Origin of the sequence: Streptomyces sp. P9-A2 (assembly GCF_036634175.1) — a bacterium.
GTDB classification, from domain to species: Bacteria; Actinomycetota; Actinomycetes; order Streptomycetales; family Streptomycetaceae; genus Streptomyces; species Streptomyces pratens.
In genome coordinates this window covers 6,937,440-6,961,842 of sequence record NZ_JAZIFX010000001.1, presented here as the reverse complement: position 1 = coordinate 6,961,842, position 24,403 = coordinate 6,937,440, and the positions used below count along the sequence as shown (strand labels likewise).

Below are 24,403 nucleotides of genomic sequence, written 5' to 3'. Positions count from 1 at the left end.
GGTCGCTGATGTCTCGTCATGTCGGGCGAGGTTCGGTACACAGCAGGCACGGACGTCGGCCTGCGCGTTCCTCGCCGGAGCGCGATCCCCTCACACGATCAAAACGACTACACCGAAGCCCTGGGGTCCGGACCGGCAGGAGGGCCGTCGGCCGATCGCGCGGGCGTCAGCGCGGCAGATCCAGTTCGGCGCGGACAGTCTTGCCTACCGGCAGCCGGTCCAGAACCTCCCACCGGTCGGCGAGCGCCTCGACGAGGAGCAGGCCCCGGCCTCCGACGGCGGAGGCGTCCGGGGCGGCGATCTCGCCGGGGCGGGGCGGGCGGCGTTCGCCGCGGGTGTCGGAGACGTCGATACGGAGGACGCGGGCAAGGTCGGCGCCTGCCCCGGGGGCGTCGCATAAGGCCGCTGCTCCGCACAGCGTGAGCCGGAGCTCGAAGTCGCGGCCCGGTACGCGGCCGTGCGTGACGGCGTTCGCGCCCAGCTCGGCGACGATCAGGGCGGCGGCGTCGGACACGGCGGATCCGTAGGGGTAGCCCCAGCTGTCCAGCCGGTACAGCGCGAGCTGTCGCGCGAGTCGGGCGCCCAGCGGGGTGGAGCTGAACCGCTGGGAGAACATACGTACGGTAACCGGCGTGCTGTGGGGGACGGTTGGCGTCATGGCCCCAATGTGGCGGGCTCCGGGCGCCGTTCACCAGGTCAGCGGCTCCTACGCGGGATCAGCGTACGGGTTCACGGGATGGACAGTATGAGTAACCGTGCGTGACCATGGAGTGGTTGGCGGGGTTGGAAGGGCACGGGTGGACGGAGGGCCTGACATGACGACGGACGGCAACGGTATGGGTGGGGCGGGTGCCCCTGGGTGCGGTGGCGGTGAGCCGGAGGTGTCGGACAGCCTGAAGACGTTCGGCGAGGTCGTCAAGGCCTTCCGGAAACGGGCGGGCCTGACACAGGAACAGTTCGCCCCGAGGGTGCAGTACTCGGTGCCGACGGTGGCCTCCATCGAACAGGGCCGGCGCTTCCCGCCGTCGGGCTTCGTGAAACGGGCGGAGGAGGTCCTGGACGCGTTCGGGGCGCTGCGGGGGGCGGCTCGGCATCTGTCGCGGCAACCTGGGCTGGCGAGTTGGTTCCGGCAGTGGGCCCGGCTGGAGGAGGAGGCGGTGAGCCTCTACACGTACGAGTGCCGCTTGGTGCCGGGCCTGTTGCAGACGGAGGCGTATGCGCGCACGCTGTTCGTGAACCAACTGCCACCGCTGGGCGACGATCAGATCGAGGCCCAGTGGGTGGCGAGGGCGGAGCGGCAGCGGTTGCTGCGGGATCGCCCGAACACGGCGTTCAGCTTCATCCTGGAGGAGCACTTGTTCTTGCGGCGGACGGGCGGGGCGGAGGTGACGCGGGAGCTGATCGACCATGTGCTGGAGCTGGCGGAGCTGCGGAATGTCGAGATGCAGGTGATTCCACAGGTGCAAGAGAGCCATGCGGGTTTGCACGGCCCCATGCAACTGTTGGAGACCCCCGAGAACAAGTGGCTCGGCTACTGCGAGGGGCAGGAGTACGGGCAGTTCATCCCGAACCCGAAGGTGGTCAGCACGCTCCAAATGCGATATGCCAGGATGCGCTCACAGGCCCTCTGCTTGAGTGACTCTCGGGCCTTGTTGCAGCGGATGCGAGGAGCGGCATGAGCGCCACAGAGCTGAACTGGTTCAAGAGCAGCTACAGCAGCAGCGGTTCTGGTGACTGCGTCGAGGTCGCCCTGTCCTGGCACAAGTCCAGCTACAGCAGCGGTGGCGACGGAGACTGCGTCGAGGTGGCATCGCACCCTGAAACGGTCCACGTCCGCGACTCGAAGGTACGGCAGGGAGCGCAGCTCGCCGTCTCTGCGGGAGCCTGGACCCACTTCCTCACGTACGCGACCAACGCCTGAATCTGTCGCACAGCAGAGCGCCCTGCCCGAAACCGTCTTCGGGGTGGGGCGCTCTGCCTGCGACGCACGCGTCAGGCGCTGGGTTCCCACTTCCCCTGGTCGATCGCATCCTGCAACCGCTTCACAAACACGGCGTGCGCGGCTCGCATCTCCGCCTCGCGTTCGGCCTTGTAGAAGGGGGCGGTGTAGCCGACGGGGGGTTCAGTACGCTCGCCCTTGTCGTAGGCAATGAACTCCTCGTAGTCCTTCTTGGTCTGGCCATGGCCATGGGCGTACGGGTCCTGGGCGAGCTGAAGCCCCTCCGCGTCGAACCACATCTGCGACTCACGGTCGGCAAGGATCGCGTATCGCGCCTTGTGGATGGCCACGAGTTCGTCGGCGCTCATGCCGAGCCATGCCGCCACCAACGCATCGATCTCGACGAGTGCGGCCCGCCGCTCGTACTCGGTGCGCAGCGGAGTGATGTACTCCCAGGCCGACTTGAGGTGCCCTGTCAACGGCTTCACCCTGGGCCACTTGACAACCCAGTCCTCATAGCCGGGCCACGTCATGTCGTATAGCTCCGCCCAGAGAGGTGCATAGGCGTCGGTGAGGCAGTTGAGGCGGAGGGTGCGGAGAAGGAGAGGAGTAGCCAAGGGATGCGTGGGGTCCGCATAAGGCATCTTGTTCGCCTCGGCGACCTGGAGATCTGACCGCCCCGTGATCCGCAACAGGTAGTCGACGGGTAGAGCAGCCCAGAATCCAGCGTTGAGAGCGGTCGCTCGATTGTCGCTCAAGGCTAGGGACTGCACTGTGTTGACGTGCGCGGGTCCCGGCGCAATCAGCGAGGCGAACAAGCTCCGCTCAGTGTTGAAGGGGATCATGCGACGCCACGCCAGCCGATAAAACCGCGTGTACGGACGGAACCACCACAGCCGCAGTCGTAGTACCTCCCGTTGCTCACCCTCCGGAAGTTCCAGCTCTTCCTCACTCAGGACATCGCCACGGCTCGCCCACTCCTGCACGCTGGGCTCCCACTCCTGGTCCAAGCGCGAGTGATCCATCCAGTGAGCCTGCTCACCCTCGTAGCGCTTCAGCGAACAGGAGGCCGGACGCACGTAGTTCGTCCGGGGCACAGCATCCTCAGGCAGCCCAGTGAGATTGAAGCTGGTCCAGTCGTGGTTGCCACGGCATGGATTCTTCGGCTGCTTACTCACCGGTGCGGCAATGCCGAAATGTGGCCCTTGAAGAACGAGTTCACTGAGAGAACCGGGAAGCGAAGTACGCCAGGCAATCAAGCCTGCTTCCTTACCCATCTTCTCGTGATATCCGCTGCTGATCCGTGGTTCATAAGACCCCAAACGAGCCTTCACTGACGATAGCGCAGCCATCGCCCCTTGTTCCTCACTGGAACCCGGCTGAAGTAGGGCGGCCTCCCTCACAGGTGCAGCCGTATCACCAGCCAGTCGCTGCCACTCAGCCAACACCGTCTCATCGACCCTCACGACACGAGCACGATGAGGTCGGAGATCCCAATGACCATCACGCTTCATGCCCGGAACCTCGCCTCCCCCATCATGATCCAGGGAAGGGATGAGGGGCTCCACACCGTAAAGTCGACTCAAATTATCGAAGTGGATGGCATTTTGAGCGGCACCGTAGATATGCACGCCAAATTCGGTGTTCCGGCTCGCTTCAAAGGCCCAGTTACCCACGTTCACGAAGCCGGCGTGCAGACGGAGCCTCGGGTAGACTGCGGCACGGATCCTCCCGTCCTTGGTGCCACCCAAGTGTGTGTCGGGATGCACCAAACCGGCCATCCCGCCGGTGCCGACATTCCGCCACGCTTGGCTCATGAAGGCCCGGTACAAATCTGGTTGCGTACCTGCGAGTACCGGATAGGTAATCGGCGACGCGAGCCACAGCGCCATTGCAGCATTCGATGCCAGCTCATTCAAGAAGTACTGAGTTGCGCCCTCTTGACTCAGCACCTCTTCCTTCCGCGCACGCCAAAGCGCCACGCTCGGCTTCTCTGCCAGCTTGAACCAAGGCTCTCGCTCCGCGAGAACCGTGTCTTCCTCCCACCTCGGCCTCACCCACGGCGGATTCCCCACCTGAAGGTCGAACCCCCCGCTGCTCCCCCGGAAGACATGCGCGAAGTGCAGCTCCCAGTGGAAGAACCCGTGTCCGTCCTCCGTCTTGATGTCCTTCTCCGTCGAACCGGCGATGTCCTCGACCACCGGCAGCCACGGGAACCGTGTCGGCAGGTTGAGGACGCGGTCCATGCCCAGCGTGCCGTCCAGCGTGCGCTCGTACGCCTCCAGCAGGGGCAGCGCCTCATCGACGGGGAGGTCGTCCAGGCCGTCGAGGAAGGAGCCGTCGCCGGGGTCGTTGCGGCCGAGGACGGCCTCCAGGAAGTCCAACCAGTCGGCGAACGTCTTCAGAGGAATGACCGGACGCCAAGGATCCTCCGCGATCTGCGTCTTGCGCCCGCCGCCAGTGCTGCGCCCCTTCGACCGGAGGCCCGCCTCGTTGTCCTCACTGTCGGTCAACTCCGCGAAGTCGCCCTGCTCACCGGTCGAGCTGTCGAAGAGCCCGGTGGCCTGCCAGGCCAGGTCCCCGGGCGCGGGCTCGCCCGGCTCGGGCTCGGGCTCGACGGCCGGAACCGCCGACATGGACCCGGCCGCCCCCGACATCAGCGCAGCCACGTCCCCCGTCCGTACGACCCCGCCGCCCGGCCCGTACTCCGGCGCCGTACCGTCCAGCGCAGACGCCTTGTCCAGCGGCCAGAACCACAGCGCGCACCACGCGTCCATGACGGTCTTCAGCCGCCAGTACGGCGTGCCGGCCACCGTCAGGTCGTCGAGGACGCGCTGCTTGTCCGCCGCCTCGTCGGACGGTTCGAGCCAGTCGGCCTCCCACACGTCGATGCGTCGGGAGACCTTGCGCTCGGACAGTTCCAGCCTCTTGGCGACCAGGCTCCACAGGAACTCGACGCGGTGGGCGACGCGTTGGAGCCGCCGCAGCTCGGTCTTGGATCCGGCCGCGAGCCAGGTGTTGTAGCGCTTCTGCCGCTTGTCCTCGGGCTCGTTCTCCCGTTCCTTGAACGGGTTGGGGGCCTTCGGGGCCTTCAGGATGCCCCGGCGCCACGCACCCAGCGCCTTCGCCTGCTCCTCGGCCAGTTTCTTCGCCTCGGACTCCCCCGCGACCGCGCCCCAGCCCACCGCCGGGAGGAGGAAGTGGTGGACGGCGCCGTCGGGCAGGCCGCCGTCGCGGAAGGGGAGGTCGGTGGGCGGGAGCGGGGTCGTCTTCGACAGCCAGGGCCCGTCCGCCAGGACGTCGGCGCCGTACATCTTCCGCCCCGCCCCGATCAGCGAGTTACCCCGCCGCAGGTGCAGCCCGAACCAGGGCGCCCGCATGCCGGGGTGCATGGAGTTGAGCCACAGGGACACCTCGGCGAGTTCCACGGCTGTGGCGTTGAGGTCGACGCCGTACGCGTTGTGCAGGGCGACGTAGGCCTTGACCTTCTGGAGTTCGATCTGGCGCTGCTCCGGGTCGACGCGTCGGCCCAGCTCCCTCTCCCGGCGCCGCAGGTACTCCGCCGCCACCTGGTCGATCGCCTCGTTGAGGAACGCGCCGGAGCCGAGCGCGGGTTCGCAGATCCGCCACTCCAGGAGCTCCCGCGCCTCGGTGGTCGTACCGTCCTGGTCGAGGCGGTGCTTGAGCGCCAGCTCGACCGTCACCTCCGTCAGCGACTTCGGCGTGTAGTACGACGCGGAGGTCTGCCGGTCGCGCCCCGCCAGACGGTAGACGAACGTGCCCTTCGGGTGGGTCACCCGGACCGGCCGGCCGGTCTCCTCGTGGGGCCGCTCGACGAACACGTCGTCGGGATAGTCGTGGACACGGGAGGCGGGGATCATCCAGCTGCCGCCGGACGCGTCGCCGTTCTTGGCGACCTCGTACAGGTCCTCCTCCGCGATGAACCCGGAGTAGGACATCAGCCCTTCGTAGACGGCGCCGAGTTGGTTGATGCCGAGCTGGGCGTAGGAGATGAAGCCGCCGCGCTCGCGGCCCTTGCCCTTGGTCAGCATGAGGCGGCGCAGCACCTTGTGCAGGGTCTCGTTGCGCAGCCGGGTGTCGAGGAACTCGGGGACGTCCGGGTCGCCGTCGCCGTCGCCGTCGCCCTCGTACAGCGGGTTCTCCAGGCGGCCGGCCGAGATGAGCCGTATCGCGTCCTCCTTGAACAGCTCGGAGCGCAGGGGCTCGAAGCGCAGGCCGACGTCGGCGCTGTGGGCGGCGGCGCGGCGGGAGCGGTCGGCCTCGCGGACCAGGTCGTCGTGCTCGGCCCGGGTGATCTCACCGGCGGCGAGGCGGCGGGCGGCTTCGCGTTCGGCCTCCGTGGCGGCGCGGTCGGCCTCCTGGGCGAGGACGTCCTCCTCCTCGGAGCCGTACGGGCGGTGGCCCTTCTCGACGTTGCGGAAGAGCAGGTCGAGGGACTCGTAGAGGTGGAAGCCCTGCCGGGAGCGCTCCCCGACCAGGTCGCGTACGACGAGGTCGCCGAGGCGCTGGAGGCCGTAGCCGCGCCCGTACTCGGGATAGTCGGAGGGCAGGATGCCGAGCGCGGGCTGGGCCTCGGCGTAGAGCAGGAACAGGATGCGGTAGAGGTAGCGCAGGGACTCGCGGGTGAGTTCCTTGGCCAGCCGCTTGGGGTCGTCGAGCCGGGAGACGGGGACGCCCTGCTCGCGCAGGCGGGTCAGGACCTCGTCGGCGATCCACTCGACGGACAGCCGCAGGCCCTCGCGCAGTTCGGTGGAGACGCCGACGGCGTGCTTGCCGGACTTGTCGACGAACCCGGCGAGCGGCGCGGTGCCGCCCTCCTCGGGCACGCGCAGCGAGTCCGCGCCGAACAGGGCGGCGATCGTGTCGAGTTCGCCGCCGTTGCGGTCGTCGCGGCGGTTGAGGACGGCGTCCAGGTCGACGGCGAGGTAGCGGCCCTCGTGCCAGGCCATCCGGTCGGCCAGGACGACCACGCCGCCCGCCATCAGGAGGACGTGGCGCGGGGGTTCCTCGCACTGGAAGAGGAAGTCGGTGACGGCCTTGGCGTCCCGGAGCCGGCCGGAGGCCTCCAGGGCCACCGGGTGCAGCAGGCGTCCGGCGCCGTCCGGGTCGAGGGCGGCGTCCGGTTCGGCGGTCCAGCCGCAGGAGAGCGCGATCACGCCGGGCTCGGCGTGCACGGCCCGCACGGCGTAGTCGTGCCCGGAGCGGTGCACGGTGACGGTCTGCTCGTGGGCGTCCGTGTAGCCGAGCGCGCGCAGGGTGTCGAGGTGGAGTTCGGTCAGGCGTTTACCCCAGTCGGCGGGGACGGGCGCGTCCGGCACGCTGAGCGCCTCGGCGTCGTGCGCGAAGTCCGCGCGGCCCGCGAAGTAGGGGCCGTGCAGGGCGCGCAGGCCCTCGCGGGGGGTGCGGGCACGGGGCGGGACGGGGGCAGGGTCGTCGCCGGCGGCCTCCGCCCGTGCCACCGCTTCGGCGTGGGCGCGGCGGGCGGTCTCCTCGGCGGCGGCCCAGCGGGCGAGGAGGCCGTCCTTGGCCTTCAGGTCCTTGGGCAGCACCTCGGCTAGGTAGTGCGCCGAGAGGTAGTCGCCGTGGTTGACGAGGGAGTCGTAGGTCACGTCAGTCCTCCGCCGGGTCGGCCGGTTCGGTGGCGCCGCCGAAGCCGTCTTCGGGCGCGGGCTTGTCCAGGACGGCCAGCACCCTCAGCAGGGGCCGGCCGGAGGTGCTCAACTGGTCGAGAAGGTGGGCCTGTTCGTCGGCGGTGGCCTCGATCTGCTTCTCCTTGCGGGCGGTCGCGCCGGGCAGGGAGTCCGCCCGCCAGTGCGTGAGGCGCTCGCGGTACTCGGCCAGCGGGCCGCTGATCTGCTCGGCCCACTCGTCCTTGTACTTCTCCAGGTACTCGCGGGCGGTCGCCACCGCCGCCGGGACCAGCTCCTGGAGGCGGGCGAGGTCGCGGGGCTCGCCGGTACGGGCGAGGTCGGGGCCCACCCGCGCTTCGGCGAGGGCCTCGGTCATGGGCCGGACCGGTCCGCCGGGCTCCGCCGGGACGGCCATCCACCGTACGACGGTGGGCCGGCCGAGGGCGTTGGAGCAGATGCCCTGGATGAGGAAGGTGGGCTCGGTGACGTACGGGGAGGTGATGACGGGGGCTTCCTGCCGGCCGAACTGCACGAGCACCTTGTCGGTGAGCCACTCCACCACCGGGTGGATGTCGCTGAGGAACGACACGGTCGGCCACATGGTGTCCGTGGCCTCCCGGGCCTCGGTCAGCTTGTCCTGCGCCAGGTCGCGGTCGAAGGTGAGGATCATGCGCTCGGCCACCCCCTGCTCCTTCAGGTAGGAGGGGGGCAGGGCCTTGAGGCGGCGCAGCAGGTCGGGTGCCTTCTCCGGGGAGAGCGACAGGGAGCGGCGGCGCTGGGCGTCCTCGGCGCGGGACAGGCCGAGGACGTCCTCGGCCCGGTCCTCGAACAGCTCGGCGAGCGCGGTGTCGACGAACGCCGGCAGGTCCCCGCCGAACAGGGAGGGGACCTCCGCGCGCCGCGGCGGCTCCTCCTCGGTGATCGTGTCGACCTGGCCGAAGAGGTCGGCGAGGTCGGTGTCCCCGGCGGCGGGCGCCGCGTCGAGGAAGTCCTCGACCGTGCCGCCCTCGACCAGCTCCTTGATGAGCCGCCGCTCCTCCTCGTCGGCCCGGTAGTAGCCGGTCTCCGCCTCGGCGGTGCCGTTCAGCTTGTGGGCCTCCTCCTCACGGGTCAGCAGCTTCTCGGCGACGGTCCGGTCGTCCTTCGCGCCGGGCACGGCGGAGGTGAGGATCAGCGCCCGGAACTGCGGCTCGTACCGCTGCCCGTACCGGTCGATGCGGCCGTTGCGCTGCTCGATGCGGATCAGCGACCAGGGGATGTCGTAGTGGATGAGGTGGTGGCACTGGCGGTGCAGGTTGACGCCCTCGGAGGCGACGTCACCGGTGAACAGCAGCCGCACCGGGTCACCGGCCAGGCCGAACGCCTCCCGGCACAGCCGCTGCTCCTCCTCGCTGAGCCCGCCGTGCATGACGCGTACGGCCTTGACGGCGCCGTCCCGGTCGGCCCGGAAGCCCAGCCGGGCGGGCACGACGCGGGCCAGCCACTTCAAGGTGTCGACCCGCTCGGAGAAGACGACCACACGGGTGCCGCTGCGCGGGCCGACACCGATCTCCTTCAACTGCTCGACGAGCGCGTCCAGCTTGGTCGAGTCGCCCGGCCCGGTGCCGTCGCCCATGGAGGCGGTCAGCTCACGGAGCCGGACCAGGGCCCGCTGCTCGGGGCCGATCGCCGGGTCGGGGCGCCTGCCCTCCTTCTCGGCGTCCCGCACCTTCTTGTCCAGGGCGGTGATGCGCCGGGCGACGGTCTCGGCGAGCGCCTTGTGCGAGGACAGGAAGGTCTTCAGCAGGTTGTACGCGAAGAGGGGGTCCGTGGCCACCGACGTACGGTCCCGGTCCGCCGTCCCGAACTCGGCGGAGGCGGGCGGGGCGGGCAGCCAGTGCTCGGTGAGCTCCGCGAAGATCCGTTCCTCTGCCTCGTTCGCGGCGCAGTGCAGCGAACGGGTGGGCCCGCGGTCCGCCCACTCGGCGCCGATGCCGTTGCGGACCTCGGGACTGATCTTCGTCCGTCTGATGAACAGGTGGCCGAGATCCTCGGCCGGGTCGTAGTGGTCCGCGTCGGCGATGGCGGCCGGGTCGAGCAGGCTGATCAGGTCGGCGAAGGAGCGCTTGTCGCCGTTGTGCGGGGTGGCGCTCGCCAGCAGCAGCGCGTCCGTGCGCGGGGCCAGGGTCTCGGCGAGGGCGCGGCGCTGGCTGCCCTGGTTGATGAGGTTGTGACTCTCGTCGATGACCACGGCGTCCCACTGGATACGCTCCAGGTGGTGCCGGTACTGGCCGATGTTCTTGAGGGTGTCGACGGAGATGATCACGCGCTTGTAGTGCGTGAACGGGTTGCGTCCGGCCGGGATCTCCCGCTGGATGCGCTGGATGCCCAGCGAGTCGAGCCGTACCAGGGGGATCGCGAAACGGGTCCACAGCTCGTGCTGGAACTGTTCGAGCACGCTCTGCGGGGTGACGACGAGGATGCGCTCGCCCCTGCCGCGCCGGATCAGCTCGGCCAGGGTGAGCCCGATCTCCAGCGTCTTGCCGAGGCCGACGACATCGGCGATCAGGATGCGCGGACGCAGATTGCGCAGCGAGAGCGCCAGCTCCGCCGGGCGCTGCTGGTAGGGCAGCGGGTCCAGCAGGAAGCGGTCCGCCAGGGCGAGACCGCGCTCCGACTGCGGCAGCGGAGTCCTGCGCAGCACCGCTTCGAGGAAGAGACGGGCACGGCGGAAGTAGGACGACGTGTCACTCACCAGACGCGTCTTCTCCGGATCGAGGAGATCGACCCGGTCGATGCCGCTGAAGAAGACGGCCTCCTCGTCGCGGACGAACTCCGAGACGCCTATCGCCTCGATCCGCTCGCCGTCGTCGGGATGCCCCGCCCTGACCGCGGTCCTGACCAGCCACTCCTCGTCCCGTACGAGAATCTGGGCGCCTGGCGGATACCGGGTCTCCCCCTGCTGTGCCACCGGTTGTCCTTCCTGGGTCCTGCCGTCCCGGATTCTGTCGTCGCCCGGGTTCTGCCGCCGCCGGGTCCTGCCGTCGGCCGGCCGCGGCGCACCGCACGCGTCGCCGGCCCGGCGCCGCAAGTGTTTCACGCGACGCACCCGCCTCACACGGGGCGGTCACTGTCCGTGGAGAGGAGTTCGCCGCTCCTCCCCGGTCGGTGCCGGTCGTCAGAAACGGGCGTCGCTCGCGTACGCGGCCCGCAGCCGCTCGGCGATCCGCAACGGCGCGGAGAGACGGACACCGGGACGCGCACCGCCCGTACGGGGCTCCGCGGCGGGCGGCGGCTCGGACGGCCGACCGCGCCCGGCCGCCCCGCCGGACCCGGGACCGCCCCCGGGAGCGGGTTCGAAGCGGTCGGCGTCGCCGGGACCGAAGCCGTGCGGACCACCGGAACCCCGCTCCCCCGCCCCGCCTTCGAGGGCTTCCTCCTCGTCGCCCGGACCGGTGCCGCCGGGGAGGTCACGCTCGTACCCCGACACCTCCTCGCCCGTGTCGTCCTCGCGCGCCGCCACATCGACGACGGTCGGTGTGTAACCGGGCCGACCCTCCGCACGCTCCTCCGCCACGGGCGGGAACGACGCCTCGGGCACCTCGATGACGGGGGTCCGCTCCGTGAGCCGGCGCTTGGCCTGCCCCGCGCTCACACCCTGACCTGCGAGAACCTCCACGAGCCGGCCCGTGACCTGGTCCAGGGTCGGCCGCTCGGCGGGATCGAGCGCCAGCATCCCGTTGATCAGCGACGCCAGCTCCGCCGGGAGCCCGGAGAGGTCCGGCGCCACCTGCGGATCCTCGATGTTCAGGGCCACGGCCTGCCAGCTGTTCCCGCCGTAGGGGAAGTGACCGGTCGCGGCGTACAGCAGGACGGCCCCCAGCGCGTACACGTCGGCGGACCGGTCCAGTCGGTGTTCGCCCCGCGCCTGCTCGGGCGGCATGCACAGCACCGAGCCGACCACGACGCCGGTGGCGGTCAGGGTGGAGCGTCGTTCCGCGAGCACGGCCAGACCGAAGTCGATCACCTTGGGTCCGTACGCGGAGAGCAGGATGTTCTGCGGCTTGAGGTCCCGGTGCAGCAGTCCGGCCTCGTGCACCGTGCCGAGCCCCTCGGCCAGCAGGGCCCCCAGGCTGGCCGTCTCGACGAGCGGCAGCACGCCGTGCTCCGCGACGAAGGTCAGCAGATCCGGCCCCGGCACGAACTCGACGGCGAGCCAAGGCCGTTCGGCCTGGGCATCGGCCGAGACGAAGGGGGCGACGAAGGGCCCGTACACCGTCTTGAGACTGTCCACTTCGAGCAGGAACCGGGCCCGGCCGTCCTCGTCGAGCACCGACGGCTTGATGACCTTGACCGCGACCTGGAGCCCGGCGGGCGACTCACCGAGATACACCTGCCCCATGCCGCCCGAACCGAGCCGGCACAGCAACCGGTAGCCGCCGATGCTCACCGGGTCGTCGTCCTTCAGTGGCTCCATGGCCGCGCTCTTCCCCCTTGTTCCCGCTCGGCCGGCCGACTGCTCCCGCTTCGGTCGGGAACGCACCGGACGCGCAGCGGAAGTCTAAGCGACCGGCCGGCCGCCGGCGCTGGAGTCCACAGGGTCCGCCAGGCCGCTTATGCGGCATGCCGAAGCCCGAAGTCCTCGCGCTGTTCATCGGTTCCTCCCGCCGACGTCACAGGAACCGTCGTACGGGCAGGACGGCCTTCTCGCGCGCCCGCTGCAGCAGCGATCGCCTCCTCCACCGTCCTTCCCGGATCGGCTCGCTGACCGCCACGTCCTCGTCGAAATGGGCGTCGAGGGTGGCGGTGAACTCCTCGTCGAGGACGGCCAGCATGATCTCCTCGTCGTGCTCGAGGGAACGGCGGTTGAAGTTGGTCGACCCGATGAGCGCGGCCGTCGCGTCCACGGTGATGATCTTCGCGTGCATCATCGTCGGCTGGTACTGGTGGATCTTCACGCCGCAGGCCAGCAGGTCCTCGTAGAAATGCTGTCCGGCCAGTTGGCAGACCCGTTTGTCGGTGTACGGGCCGGGCAACAGGATCTCCACCTCCACACCGCGCCGCGACGCGTCGCACAGAAGCCCGATGAAGTAGGCGTCCGGCGCGAAGTAGGCGGTCGTGAGCCGGAACCGCTCCTCGGCCGACTCGATCATCACCTGGATCAGGGTCTGCATGTCCTGCCAGCCGAAGCCGGCCGAACCGCGCACCACCTGCACCACCGCGTCGCCCTGAGGCCGGTGTTCGGTGAACCGGTCACGGGCGTCGAAGAGTTCGCCGCAGCACTCGGCCCAGTTCTGTGCGAACGCCGCGGCGATCCCGTCCACCGCCGGACCCCGCACCTCGACGTGCGTGTCGCGCCACTCGTGCTCGTCGCGTGCGTCGCCGCACCATTCCTCGGCGATGCCCACCCCGCCGGTGAACGCCACGCGCTCGTCCACGAGCAGCGCCTTGCGGTGGCAGCGATGGTTCTGCTTGAGCGGCGAGAGCGCCACCGGCTGCCGGAACCAGGCCACGCGCACACCGGCTTCGCGCATGTGCTCCAGCAGGTCCTTCTCGATCGTGCGGCTGCCGAACCCGTCCAGGAGCAGCCGGACCCGCACGCCGGCGCGGGCCCGCTCCGCCAGGGCCCGGGCGAACTGGCAGGCGATGTCGCCCTTCCAGTACACGAACGTCATCATGTCCACCGTGTGCTCGGCGGACCGCACGCTCTCCAGCATCCTGGGGAAGATCTCGTCGCCGTTGCGCAGGGCGACCAGGGCGTTTCCTTCCGTCGCGGCGATTCCGATCAGCCGCTCCAGCCTGCGGCGCATCCGCAGCGCGCGTTCACCTGCGGGCCTGTCGACGGAGGCCGAGGCTGGAATCGGGGCGGGCAGGGTGTGCTGTGACACGTCTTCGGGGCTCATCCGTTCTCCGGCCGGCACACGAGGAAGCTCCGTACTGCCCGTCCTCGTCCGGCGGAGGTCGGTGCAGCAGGGCGACGGCGGCGGGCGGCACGCCTCCGGGAGGCGGTCACCGGGTCGGCCTTCCACTCGCCGAGCGGGCCCCGGGAGCACGTATGTCCCCCGCCGGTGAGGGCAAACGACAGCTACGTCACAGTCCTTGGAGGTAATCGTGGTCATCGTCGGAATTGTCGCACTCTGTGTCGTTCTCGCCGTCCTGGCGTTCCTCCTGCCCCGCCTGTCCCGCGGGCCCGAACGCGGCACCCAGCGCGCCCTGGGCTTCGGCTCCCGCGCGGGAGGAAAGGCCCCCGGGCCCCTGGGACGCCTGTTCAGCAAGCCGTTCCGCAGCAGCTCGAAGGCCGTGGGGCGCAGTGGTTCCGCCGGTCGCCGCACGCGCGGCCGCCTGCCCTTCTGAACCCGGCGGTCCTCTCGCCCCGGGTCGGCGTCGACGTGTACGGGCGCCCGCCCCGGCCTTCGCGGCCGGGGCGGGCGCCCGCGGGCGTCAGTGGCCCGCGACGACGCCGGAGAGTTCGTTGGTGCTCTTCGGCAGGGTCACGGACGTGACCTTCTCCCCCGATTCGATGTCCACGGCGTGCAGTTCACGCGTGCCCGGCTCGGAGACGTACGCGGTGTGGTCGCGGACGAAGAGGGTGGGCCTGGGCTGCTGCCAGTCGAGCGGCTCCTGCCACTTACCCACCACGGGAATCTCCTTCTCGATCTCGCCCGTCTCCGGGTCGATGACGCGCAGAGCGCCGTCCGTGCCGAGGACGAGGGCCTCGCCGTGGGGTCCGCGGCCCAGTGAGCGGAAGGAGTAGCTGGTGCCGAGGTCGACCAGGCGCAGCTTCGCCGTTTCGGTATCGATCAGGGACACGCGCGTCGGGCGCTCCAACTCGGCGTCCGGGTCCGTCTTGTAGTCGCCCAGGAGGACCGGGGAGGCGTCGCTGCCGGCCTGGTTGCCGATGCGGCCGTAGTCGTCGGGGGCGTCGATCTTGGTGAACTCGCCGTCCTGGTAGATCAGGATGCCGTCCTCGCAGCCGACGGCGACGGCCTCGCCCCGGGCGGCGGCCTCGCCGTGGACTCCGGGGCAGTTCTCGTTGCGCGCGATCTCCTTGTCGTTCCCGTCGAGGACGAGGGCACCGGTGCGCTTCTCCTCGGTGCCCACGGTGGTGAGGAGTTCGCCGTTGCTCAGTTCGATGGCGACGCCGTGGTGGGGTTCGGCGGAGGTGTGGGTGCGGCCCTCGGGCTTCTCGCCGCCGGCGAGGTCGGCGGCGTCGAGGACGTTGACCTCGCCGGTGCCGTCGGTGAACAGGACGGTCCTGCCGGCGTGCCGTACGACGTGTCCCGGCTTGGCTCCCTCGTACGTGATGTCGGTGAAATTCCGCCGCGCGGCGTCGAGGACCCGGAAGCCGGAGTCGGTGGAGACGAAGACGTGGGCGTCGTCGCCGGCGGGGTTGACGCGGTTGAAGCCGGGCAGCTCGATCGTTTCGGCGAGCTTCAGGGTCTTGCCGTCCAGGATGTACAGGCCGCCGTCGAAGGTGGCGACCAGCGGCTCCTCGACCGCGGCGGCCTCGGCGCCCGGAGAACCCTTCGCCGCCTTCGCCGCCCTCTGCGTCTTCGCGTCGGACGAGGAGGTGTCGCCTCCTCCGCAGGCGGTCAGGACGGCGGAGACCGCCAGGGCGAGGGCCGTGCCGGTGAAGGCTCTGTCGCGTATCGACTTGTTCACTGTGCGTGTTCCTTTTCTGCCGCGCGGGTGCGGCTTCGGGAGGGGTGTTCGAAAATGAGGGCCGGCGCCCGGGGTTCAGTCGCCGGTCAGGCCGTCCGTCATGGCGGTGGTGTTGGCGCGCATCATCTGCAGATAGGTGCCGGCGCCCCCGCCCCGCTCGGTCAGGGACTCGGAGTACAGCGCGACGACCCGTACCCGGCCGCCCAGTTCCGTGCGCAGGACCTCGGCCAGCCGGGTGGGCCGGGAGGAGTCCGCGAAGACGGTCCGTACCCCGGCCTCGCGCATGGCGCCGGTGAGCGAGCGCAGGTCCGAGGAACTGGGTGAGGCCAGCGTCGTCCCGCTCGGGACGACCGCGCCGACCGTCCGGAAGCCGAAGCGTTCGGCGAGATAGCCGAAGACGTGGTGGTTGGTCACCAGGGCGCGCCGCTGCTCGGGTATGCGGTCGAAGGAGCGTTCCATCCAGGTGGTCAGGTCGGCGAGTCGTCCGTCGTAGCGGTCGGCGTGGGCGCGGACCGCCTTCTCGTCCACACCGTCCACGTGCTCGACGACCCGGTCGGCGATGAGGCGGGCGGCCGTGCGGACCCGGTCGGGGTCGGTCCAGAAGTGCGGGTCGGGCTGTCCGGCCTCCGCCTCGGGGCCTCCGTCGGCGGGCGCCCGGAAGACGAGCGGGTCCACCGCCCTGCCGACCTCGAGCGTGGCGGTCCCGGACTCCCGGGCGGCCTCCACGTGCCGCAGTACGTTCTCCTCCAGACCCAGCCCGTTGGCGATCACCAGGTCGGCCCGCTCCAACTCGGCGGCCTGCACGGCCGACAGGCCGAAGGAGTGCGGGTCCGCGTTCGGTTTCATCAGCACCGTGACGTCGGCCTCGCCACCGACGATCTCCCGGGTGATGTCTCCGAGGATGTTCGTTGTCACCACGACCCGCGGCCGGTCGTCGCCGGGCGCGCAGGCGGTGCCGGTGCCGGCGAGGGTGAAGGCGACCAGGGTGAGGAGCAGGCGGCGCAGTCGCGGCCGCAGCACGGCGCGCTTCGGTGGCGTCGTCGTCATCGGCCGGTCTCCACCATCAGGGCCGGCTCGATGCCGAGGTCGAAGGTGCGCGCGACGCGCAGGCCGTCGTTGTGGTCGATCTCGTACACGCGCCTGCCCGCCGGGTCGTTGAGGTAGGCGCGGCTGCGGTCGACCTCGATGACGGGCCGGGGCGCCGTCGCGTCCGGTCCGGTGCCGGGGATGTCCTTCAGCAGCGTCTTCGTCCGGGACACCTGCTCCCCGGTGTCGATGTCGTAGCCGTGCAGGGTCCCGTCGGTGCGAAGGACGAGCAGGGGCGAGCCCTCGCCCGCGGTGTTTGCGGTGACTGTGGGGCCGGTCTCCACCCGTGTCCAGGTGCGTTCGGTGACGTCCAGGACCCATACCGCCCGGTCTCCGGCCGGCGCCGTGAGCGTGTCGCCGCCGGCCCGGTGGCGGAAGTGCGTGGCCCGTTCCCCCGCCGGGACCTGCGTGCCGTACGGGATCCTCTCGGCGGTGAACGTGCCGTCGTCCGCGCGGATCAGCAGGGCACCGTCGGCGCAGCCGAGGACGACTCCCCGCCGGGTGACGGCGTCGCCCCGCGGTTCCTCGCACACGGCGTCCGGTGCCGGGACGCGCTCGCCCTCGCGGTCGTACACCGCGGTCCTCGGAGTGCCCTTCGCGTCGTCGATGAGGGTCAGCAGGTGCTCCGCGTACGGCACGACGGCACCCGTGTGCGTCCCGGGCAGGGGGCGGGGAGTGCCGAGGTCCCCTGCCTCCAGGTCGGCCCGGCGGTGGATCTCGGCCCGTCCGTCGCCGTGGGTCACGACGGTCACCGCGGCGTCGCCGCGGACGCGCGTGCCGGAGGTGCCAGGAGCCTCGGTGCCGGAGCCGTCGGGGAGGCGGCCCACCTCGCGTATCGCCGCGCGGTAGTAGTGCGCGTGGTCGCCGTGGTCCACCGTCCAGGCACCGGTGTCGAGGACGCGCGTGCCGTCCGCGCCGTGGAGGTAGCCGAACCGGCCGTCCGTGGTGAGGGCCGAGGTGTCCGGCGCCCGGGGGACCTCCTGCGACTCTCCGGTGATCAGGTCGAGGACGCGGGTGTCTCCGGTCCTCGGGTCGTTGAGGAGCAGCCTGGACTGCTCCTCGGCCTCCTCCAGCGCCCCTTCGACGTATCCGTGCGGGGTGGCGGCGGTCGACGGGCTCGCCGGCGGGGCGGAGCCGGCGTCGTCCCGGCCGCCCGCGCAGCCCGTGGCGAGCAGCGCGAGGGCCAGGAGCGCGCACGCCCCGGCAGTGACGTTTCCTCGGACGGGCAAGGGGATCGCCTCCATCAGGTTTCTGGATCAGGTCGTGGATCGAGGTCGGGTTCTCGGGCCGGGCCTCTTCGGTCGGATCCCGTCAGGCCGTCGCCACGGCGCGGCCGGCCTTCCGGCGCTCGCGGCGGCGGTGGCGGACGCCCGATGCCAGGTGGGAGAGGAAGAACAGGGCCACCGCGAGGGCCGAGACGGTCGCGCCGGCGGCGGTGCTCAGGTGCCAGGAGAGCAGCAGACCGAGGAAGGTGGCGGCCGCGCCGAGCAGCGCCGCGATCGCCATCACCGCCCGCACGCTGCGCGCCCACGGCAGCGCGGCCGCCGGCGGGGCGATGAGCAGGCCCAGGACCAGCAGTGTCCCCACGATGTGGAAGGAGGCGACGATGGCCAGTGCCAGCAGGCCCAGCAGGACGGCGTGGGCGAGGCGCGGACGCAGACCGAGGGTGCGGGCCTTGCGCGGGTCGAACGCCAGGGCGAGGAAGGCCCGGTGGCCGAGGACCGAGACGGTCAGCGCCAGCAGCAGGGCCGCGCCCAGCAGCACCAGGTCCTGTTCCCGGACGGCGAGGACGTCACCGAAGAGGAACCCGGTCAGGTCGACCGCGAAGGACTGCGAGCGCGAGACGACGATGACGCCGAGCGAGAGCATCCCGACGAAGAGCAGGCCGATCCCGGTGTCCTGGGACAGCCGCGGGGTACGCCCGAGGGCGGTGACCCCGGCCGTCATCACGGCCGCGCTCAGCAGCGCTCCCACCAGCAGGTTGCCGCCCAGAAGCGCGGCGAGCGCGACGCCGGGCAGCAGTCCGTGCGACATGGCGTCACCGAGGAAGGCCATACCCCTCAGCACCACCCAGGTGCCCGCCAGGGCGCAGATCGCCGACACCAACATCCCGCCCCACAGGGCCCTTTGCACAAAGGTCACCTCGAAAGGGCCCGTCAACCAGTCCATGCGAGCACATTACAATGACAATCATGTTCAATAAAACCCCTGCCTCTGACACCGGGGACCCGATGCCGCCCCGCGTCCGCTTCACCGGACTCTCCGCGGGCCATCCCGGCCGCCCCGTACTCGAACAACTCAACGGCGAGATACCGGCGTTGGCCGTGACAGCGCTGATCGGCCCGAACGGCAGCGGGAAGTCCACGCTGCTCGGGGTCCTGGCCGGCGTGATCCGCCCCACCGCGGGCGAGGTCCGGCACGAGGGAGCCCGGCCGCCTGCGTTCGTCCCGCAGCGCGGGACCGTCGGTGACACGCTTCCCCTGACGGTCCGCCAGACCGTGGAGATGGGGCGCTGGGGCGAGCGGGGACCATGGCGCCGGCTCACGCGGCGCGACCGGACGGTGGTGGACGAGGCCATGGAGCGCCTCGGCATCACGGCGCTCGCCGCACGTCAACTCGGCGAGCTCTCCGGCGGACAGAGGCAACGCACGCTCATGGCACAGGGCCTCGCCCAGGAGTCGGACCTGCTCCTGCTGGACGAGCCGGCCACCGGCCTCGACCCCGAGGGCAGGGAACGCACGGCGGCGCTGCTGACGGAACTGGTCGCCGACGGGGTGACCCTCGTCCACGCCACACACGACCTGGACGCGGCCCGCGCGGCGGACACCTGCCTGCTGCTCCGCGACGGCCGCCTGGCCGGCCAGGGGCCACCGGACCGGCTCCTCACCCCGACGGCACTCGCCCACCTGTGGCAACCGGTGTGAGACCTGCGACAGCCGCGCGGACTACTCCTGCGGGCTCACGCCTCGGGTCGGTCCACGCGGATCAGTGTCTGCTGCCCGTTGGCGACGAGTTTCCTTTCACCGTCGTCCTGGACGCCGAACACCTCCAGCCGGCACACGGTCAGGGTGCGGCCGGAATTCAGGACCGTCCCGATCGCCTCGATGCGGCTGCCGACGGCGGGTGCGAGGAGGTTGATCTTGTACTCGACGGTGAGCACTTCGGTGTGCTCGGGAAACAGCGTCAAGGCGGCATAGCCGCCTGCGCTGTCCGCGACGGCACTGGTGGCGCCGGCGTGGAAGTAGCCGTGCTGTTGGGTCACTTCGGGCCGGCGCGGGAGCTCGATGTGCACGCGGCCGGGTCCGATGCGGGTGATCCGCGCGCCGAGGTGGGCCATCAGCCCCTGGCGGTCGAAGCTGTCCCGGACACGTTCCCGCACCTCGGCGCTCGCCTGTTCCTCCTGCTGCGTCGGGTCTTCCACATGCTCTCCTTCGACGGACATCACGACCGGCGTACGGGATGGGGTCGGGCCGTCGGCAGGCACGACTTCCCCCCAGCGGGAACCTCTCCGACGACGATCGTCGCACCCGCCCGCGGGGGGACGGTGCGACTCGTCCGACGGCACCCGCCCGGGGCACGGGAGCGACAACGTCGGCGGACGCGCGAGAGCGGCCCCGAGGCACGGGCCGGCACGGGGCAGGGGGGCGGGGGGGCGGGGGCACGGTGATCCACATCAGCGGGGTGGGTGTCCCCCTCTCCCCCCGCGCAGGCGGCCCTCACCCCCGTGGGGGGCCGCTGCGTCCGCGCGATCCTCACTCGGCCGTCACCAGCAGGAGTGGGGGCTTCGTCGCGTGGAGTTCCGCGCGGAGGAGAAGCCGGCGGCCGTGGCACTCCAGCACCCTCCAAAGGTCGGGCGGACCCACTTCTGCGCCTTGAGCGCTCCGGTCGGCCCGACTCGCCGACCGGAGCGCTCAAGGGAAGTGTCGGAGCGGTCGCTGGAGGTGTGGGGTACCGCTTCGGCGTCCGGTCAGCGGGTGGCGAGGAGCTCGAGCGTGTCGATCACGCGGTTCGAGAAGCCCCACTCGTTGTCGTACCACGCGACCACCTTGATGTGGCGGCCGCTGACGCGGGTGAGGGCCGAGTCGAAGATCGACGAGGCGGGATTGCCCGTGATGTCGGACGATACGAGCGGGTCGTCCGAGTACTCGAGGATACCGGCGAGCGGCCCCTCCGCCGCGGCGCGGTATGCCGCCAGCACGTCGTCGCGCGTCACGTCGCGGGCGACGGTCGTGTTGAGTTCGACGATCGAACCCACTGGCACCGGTACGCGGATCGAGTCGCCCGACAGCTTGCCGTCGAGGTTCGGCAGCACCAGGCCGATCGCCTTGGCGGCACCGGTCGTGGTCGGCACGATGTTGACACCGGCGGCCCGGGCGCGACGGGCGTCGCGGTGCGGACCGTCCTGCAGGTTCTGCTCCTGCGTGTAGGCGTGCACCGTCGTCATGAACCCGTGCTCGATGCCGGCGAGTTCGTCGAGGACCGCTGCCAGCGGCGCGAGCGCGTTGGTGGTGCAGGAGGCGTTCGAGACGATCGTGTGCACGGCCGGGTCGTAGGCGTCGGTGTTGACCCCGAACGCGAGCGTGACGTCGGCACCGTCCGACGGCGCACCGACGAGCACCTTCTTCGCGCCCGCGTCGAGGTGGGCGCGGGCGGCCTTGGCCGAGGTGAAGCGGCCGGTGGCTTCCAGGACGATGTCGACGCCGAGTTCGGCCCACGGCAGCTGCGCGGGTTCGCGCTCGGCCAGCACCGTGATCCGACGGCCGTCGACGACGAGGGCGTCCCCGTCGACGGTCACCGGACGCCCGAGCCGGCCGGCCGTGCTGTCGTAGGCGAGCAGCCGGGCGAGCGTGGCGGGCTCCGTCAGGTCGTTGACGGCGACGACCTCGAGGGTGCTGTCGCGTTCGAGCAGTGCGCGCAGCACATTGCGTCCGATGCGGCCGAATCCGTTGATGGCGATGCGAGTCATGAGTGGTGTCCCTTCCCTTCACCACCAGGCTCGCCCGCGGCTCGCGCCGCCGACAGTGGCGAGATCGCCATCGTTCGAAAGGATCCCGCCACGGTGTTATGCGCCCCGGGTGAAGGTGCGCCGGTACTCGCTCGGTGTGGTGCCGAGGACGCGCTGGAAGTGCAGGCGCAGGTTCGCGCCGGTGCCGAGGCCGACGTCGGCGGCGATCTGTTCGACGCTGCGCTGCGACCGCTCGAGCAGTTCGCGGGCCAGGTCGACGCGGGCGCGCATCACCCACTGCATCGGCGTGTAGCCGGTCTCCTCGACGAAGCGCCGGGAGAACGTGCGCGGCGAGACCCCGGCCTGCCGCGCCAGTATGTCGAGGGTGAGGGGCTCGCCGAGCCGGTGCAGCGCCCACTCGCGGGTGGCGCCGAAGCGCTCGCCGAGCGGCTCGGGGACGCTGCGCGGCACGTACTGGGCCTGGCCGCCGCTGCGGTAGGGGGCCGCGACCAGGCGGCGGGCCGCGTGGTTGGACGCGGCCACTCCGAGGTCGCCGCGCAGGATGTGCAGGCACAGGTCGATGCCGGAGGCCGCGCCGGCCGAGGTGAGCACGCTGCCCTCGTCGACGAACAGCACGTTCTCGTCGACCTGGACGAGCGGATGCCTGACCACGAGTGCCCGCGTGTAGTGCCAGTGCGTCGTGGCGCGCCTGTTGTCGAGCAGGCCCGTGGCGGCGAGCGCGAAGGCGCCCGTCGAGATGGCGGCGAGCCGCGCGCCCCGGGCGTGGGCGGCGATCAGTGCGTCGACGACGGCCTGCGGCGGGTCGTCGCGGTCCGGGAACCGGTAGCCGGGGACGAAGACGATGTCGGCCCACGCAAGCGCGTCGAGGCCGTGGGCGACGTAGTACGACAGGCCGTCGCCGCCGGTCACGAGACCGGGTGTCGCCCCGCACACCCGTACCTCGTACGGCATGCTCGCGCGGGTCGTGAAGACCTGGGCGGGAATTCCGACATCGAGCGGCTTCGCACCCTCGAGTACGAGGACGGCGACGCGATGCGGGCGGGAGGCTGGCATGGGAAAGAGACTACGTGGGGCGCGATGTCGATTTATGGCTGCAGACACTGCCCCACTGGGGCCGACGTGTGAGCGCGTCTCCGATCCTGAACCGCCCGTTCCGCCCCCGCTGCTGGAAGGCGGACGACGTGTGCGCCACCGCCTTCCCCACGGTGACCGACACGCCTGACGGGCACCGGTGGCACTGCGTACACCCGCAGAAGCCCGGTGAGGACGCCGCGGCATCCCTGCCGGAAAGCGCGGCAAGCACCACGTGACGACCGCTGGACGGTGCGCGGTCGGCCACGCACCGTCCGGTGGCCACCGACGGCGTCAACCGAGATCCATCCACGCCCCGAAAGAGTGACGAACTGAAGTGCGGAACAACACTGTTGGGACGTAAGTTGTGGGGCAACACCCCCGCTGGCTGAACACGCCTGCCTCGGCTGAGAGACGGACCGTACCCATGAGCGACCCCGCGACGACGCCCGGAACCGCCGCACACCAGAAGATCGACACCTCGGTGCCGCATTCGGCCCGGATCTGGAACTACTGGCTGGGCGGCAAGGACAACTACCCGGTCGACGAGGAGGCCGGCGACGCGTACACCGATGTCTTCCCCGGCATCGTGACCATCGCCCGCAGCAGCCGGGCCTTCCTGCAGCGCAACATCACCTATCTGGCCGCCGAGGCCGGCATCCGGCAGTTCCTGGACATCGGGACGGGCCTGCCGACCGCCGACAACACCCACGAGGTCGCCCAGCGCATCGCCCCGGAGAGCAGGATCGTCTACGTCGACAACGACCCGATGATCCTGGCGCACGCCCGCGCCCTGCTCTACTCCACCCCCGAGGGGGCGACCGCCTACGTCGACTCCAACGTGCTGGACCCGGAGCGCGTCCTGGCCGCCGCCACCGCGACACTGGACTTCTCCCGCCCCACCGCCCTCATCCTCAGCAACATCCTGGGCCACATCGCCGACCACGACGAGGCGCGCTCCATCGTGAAACGGCTGATGGACGCGCTGCCGTCCGGCAGCTACCTGTCCATCAACGACGGTTCCCGGGGCTTCGACCCGGGGTTCGAGCAGGCCCAGGACGGCTACAACAAGAGCGGTGCCGTCCCGTACAACCTGCGCAGCGTCGAGGAGATCACCTCGTTCTTCGACGGCCTGGAACTGCTGGAGCCCGGCGTCGTCTCGGTCACCCAGTGGCGTCCGGACGCCGACGCACCCGACGCGCGGATCATCGCCGAGCACGGCGGCCTCGCCCGCAAGCCGTGACGTCCTGACGGGGCACGGGCGCCCCCTGCCCCGTGGCCCGGACCCGACTCCGCGTGTTCCCGCCGGCTCGCCCGCGTGCGAGCCGGCGGGAACACCGCGACCGCCTCCGGTGTTGATCCCGTGCGACGGGACGAAAGGCGGAGACGGTGCACGGTGAGTACAAGGTCCCCGGCGGCAAGCTGGTCGTCGTGGACGTCGAGGTGACGGACGGCGTACTGCGGAACACGCGGGTCGCGGGTGATTTCTTCCTCGAACCGGACGAGGCGCTGGACGCCGTGAACCACGCCCTGAACGGCGCCCCGGCGGACCTGGACGCGGCCGGGCTCGCCGCCCGGATCCCTCTCTGTCAGCCTTGGGTGAGACGTCCCGCTTCGGCGGGTTAGCCTGAGAGGGCACGACAGGAGAACCACCCCCTCATGACCAGCAGCAAGTCCGCCGGATCCGACCCGGCTCCCCGGCCGAAGCGCCGCACTTTCAGCCCGGAGTACAAGCTGCGGATCGTGGCCGAGTACGACGCCGCCCCGCAGAACGAGAAGGGCGCGGTCCTGCGCCGCGAGCGGCTGTACCACTCGCATGTGAAGGAGTGGCGGGCAGCGCGGGATGCCGGGGCTCTGGAGAAGCTGGTCGACCAGCGTACCGGCCCGGCGAGGCCGAAGAAGTCCGCCGCCGAGGCGGAGAACGAGAAACTGCGCCGCCAGGTGGAGCGTCTGGAGAAGGAACTGGCGCGGAACAAGGCCGCGCTGGAGGTTATGGGAAAAGCTTCCGCGCTCTTGGCTTGACTCTGTCGGGGATCTTGGAACTTCCGG

General features: G+C 70.7%; 18 protein-coding genes and 1 pseudogene. 7 read left to right on the top strand and 12 right to left on the bottom strand.

The window, feature by feature from the left end:
- Positions 1 to 166: 166 nt before the first annotated feature.
- Entirely contained in the window at positions 167 to 658 is a 492-nt protein-coding gene (locus tag V4Y04_RS31495) for an ATP-binding protein (RefSeq protein WP_443080112.1), read from the bottom strand.
- A 157-nt stretch (positions 659 to 815) separates the two neighbouring features.
- Here V4Y04_RS31495 and V4Y04_RS31490 point away from each other — a divergent pair, with 157 nt between their 5' ends.
- Positions 816 to 1,679, top strand: coding sequence for a helix-turn-helix domain-containing protein (locus V4Y04_RS31490; RefSeq protein WP_332431760.1), 864 nt, complete (start codon positions 816 to 818; stop codon positions 1,677 to 1,679).
- On the top strand, positions 1,676 to 1,921 hold the full coding sequence (locus V4Y04_RS31485) for a DUF397 domain-containing protein (RefSeq protein ID WP_332431759.1): 246 nt from the start codon (positions 1,676 to 1,678) through the stop codon (positions 1,919 to 1,921). Before V4Y04_RS31490 ends, V4Y04_RS31485 begins: the two co-directional genes overlap by 4 nt.
- A gap of 71 nt (positions 1,922 to 1,992) precedes the next feature.
- Here V4Y04_RS31485 and V4Y04_RS31480 read toward each other — a convergent pair whose 3' ends face one another.
- From V4Y04_RS31480 to V4Y04_RS31465, 4 genes are all read right to left on the bottom strand, one after another.
- Complete coding sequence (locus V4Y04_RS31480) at positions 1,993 to 7,569, bottom strand: class I SAM-dependent DNA methyltransferase (protein ID WP_332431758.1); 5,577 nt, start codon at positions 7,567 to 7,569, stop codon at positions 1,993 to 1,995.
- 1 nt (position 7,570) lies between these two features.
- Positions 7,571 to 10,540, bottom strand: a complete 2,970-nt coding sequence (locus V4Y04_RS31475; protein ID WP_332431757.1) for an SNF2-related protein — start codon at positions 10,538 to 10,540, stop codon at positions 7,571 to 7,573.
- Positions 10,541 to 10,747: 207 nt separating this feature from the next.
- Positions 10,748 to 12,046: a serine/threonine-protein kinase gene (locus V4Y04_RS31470; protein WP_332431756.1), complete on the bottom strand. Its 1,299-nt coding sequence runs from the start codon at positions 12,044 to 12,046 to the stop codon at positions 10,748 to 10,750.
- Between the two features lie 196 nt (positions 12,047 to 12,242).
- The gene (locus V4Y04_RS31465; RefSeq protein ID WP_332433054.1) at positions 12,243 to 13,379 is read right to left on the bottom strand and encodes a phospholipase D-like domain-containing protein; all 1,137 of its coding nucleotides are present in this window, start codon (positions 13,377 to 13,379) and stop codon (positions 12,243 to 12,245) included.
- A 301-nt stretch (positions 13,380 to 13,680) separates the two neighbouring features.
- On the opposite strand from V4Y04_RS31465, the gene V4Y04_RS31460 reads away from it, so the two are divergent.
- Positions 13,681 to 13,923: a DUF6411 family protein gene (locus V4Y04_RS31460; protein ID WP_332431755.1), complete on the top strand. Its 243-nt coding sequence runs from the start codon at positions 13,681 to 13,683 to the stop codon at positions 13,921 to 13,923.
- Between the two features lie 87 nt (positions 13,924 to 14,010).
- Here V4Y04_RS31460 and aztD read toward each other — a convergent pair whose 3' ends face one another.
- From aztD to aztB, 4 genes are all read right to left on the bottom strand, one after another.
- Positions 14,011 to 15,231, bottom strand: coding sequence for a zinc metallochaperone AztD (gene aztD / locus V4Y04_RS31455; RefSeq protein WP_332431754.1), 1,221 nt, complete (start codon positions 15,229 to 15,231; stop codon positions 14,011 to 14,013).
- A 75-nt stretch (positions 15,232 to 15,306) separates the two neighbouring features.
- Complete coding sequence (gene aztC / locus V4Y04_RS31450) at positions 15,307 to 16,278, bottom strand: zinc ABC transporter substrate-binding protein AztC (RefSeq protein ID WP_332431753.1); 972 nt, start codon at positions 16,276 to 16,278, stop codon at positions 15,307 to 15,309.
- Positions 16,275 to 17,546, bottom strand: coding sequence for a hypothetical protein (locus V4Y04_RS31445; protein ID WP_443080111.1), 1,272 nt, complete (start codon positions 17,544 to 17,546; stop codon positions 16,275 to 16,277). The genes aztC and V4Y04_RS31445 overlap by 4 nt, the downstream gene beginning before the upstream one ends.
- Positions 17,547 to 17,628: 82 nt before the next feature.
- Entirely contained in the window at positions 17,629 to 18,486 is an 858-nt protein-coding gene (gene aztB / locus V4Y04_RS31440; protein ID WP_332431751.1) for a zinc ABC transporter permease AztB, read from the bottom strand.
- Positions 18,487 to 18,500: 14 nt separating this feature from the next.
- On the opposite strand from aztB, the gene aztA reads away from it, so the two are divergent.
- Positions 18,501 to 19,241, top strand: a complete 741-nt coding sequence (gene aztA, locus V4Y04_RS31435; RefSeq protein WP_332431750.1) for a zinc ABC transporter ATP-binding protein AztA — start codon at positions 18,501 to 18,503, stop codon at positions 19,239 to 19,241.
- A gap of 35 nt (positions 19,242 to 19,276) precedes the next feature.
- On the opposite strand, the gene V4Y04_RS31430 is transcribed toward aztA, so the two are convergent.
- The 3 genes from V4Y04_RS31430 to V4Y04_RS31420 form a co-directional block, all read right to left on the bottom strand.
- A complete protein-coding gene (locus tag V4Y04_RS31430; protein WP_443080110.1) occupies positions 19,277 to 19,759 on the bottom strand; it encodes a PaaI family thioesterase in 483 nt (160 codons plus the stop codon).
- Positions 19,760 to 20,284: 525 nt separating this feature from the next.
- Positions 20,285 to 21,283 (bottom strand): type I glyceraldehyde-3-phosphate dehydrogenase, encoded by a 999-nt coding sequence (gene gap / locus V4Y04_RS31425; protein WP_332431748.1) that lies wholly within the window; start codon positions 21,281 to 21,283, stop codon positions 20,285 to 20,287.
- A gap of 96 nt (positions 21,284 to 21,379) precedes the next feature.
- Positions 21,380 to 22,336: a GlxA family transcriptional regulator gene (locus tag V4Y04_RS31420; protein WP_332431747.1), complete on the bottom strand. Its 957-nt coding sequence runs from the start codon at positions 22,334 to 22,336 to the stop codon at positions 21,380 to 21,382.
- Positions 22,337 to 22,781: 445 nt separating this feature from the next.
- Between V4Y04_RS31420 and V4Y04_RS31410 the strand changes: the two genes are divergently transcribed.
- From V4Y04_RS31410 to V4Y04_RS31400, 3 genes and pseudogenes are all read left to right on the top strand, one after another.
- Positions 22,782 to 23,597 carry an SAM-dependent methyltransferase gene (locus tag V4Y04_RS31410; protein WP_332431746.1) on the top strand — a complete coding sequence of 272 codons (816 nt, stop codon included), beginning with the start codon at positions 22,782 to 22,784 and terminating at the stop codon, positions 23,595 to 23,597.
- 146 nt (positions 23,598 to 23,743) lie between these two features.
- Positions 23,744 to 23,950: pseudogene (locus V4Y04_RS31405) on the top strand (lipoate--protein ligase family protein); the annotation flags it as partial.
- Between the two features lie 63 nt (positions 23,951 to 24,013).
- On the top strand, positions 24,014 to 24,376 hold the full coding sequence (locus V4Y04_RS31400; protein ID WP_332431745.1) for a hypothetical protein: 363 nt from the start codon (positions 24,014 to 24,016) through the stop codon (positions 24,374 to 24,376).
- The last annotated feature ends 27 nt before the right edge of the window (positions 24,377 to 24,403 follow it).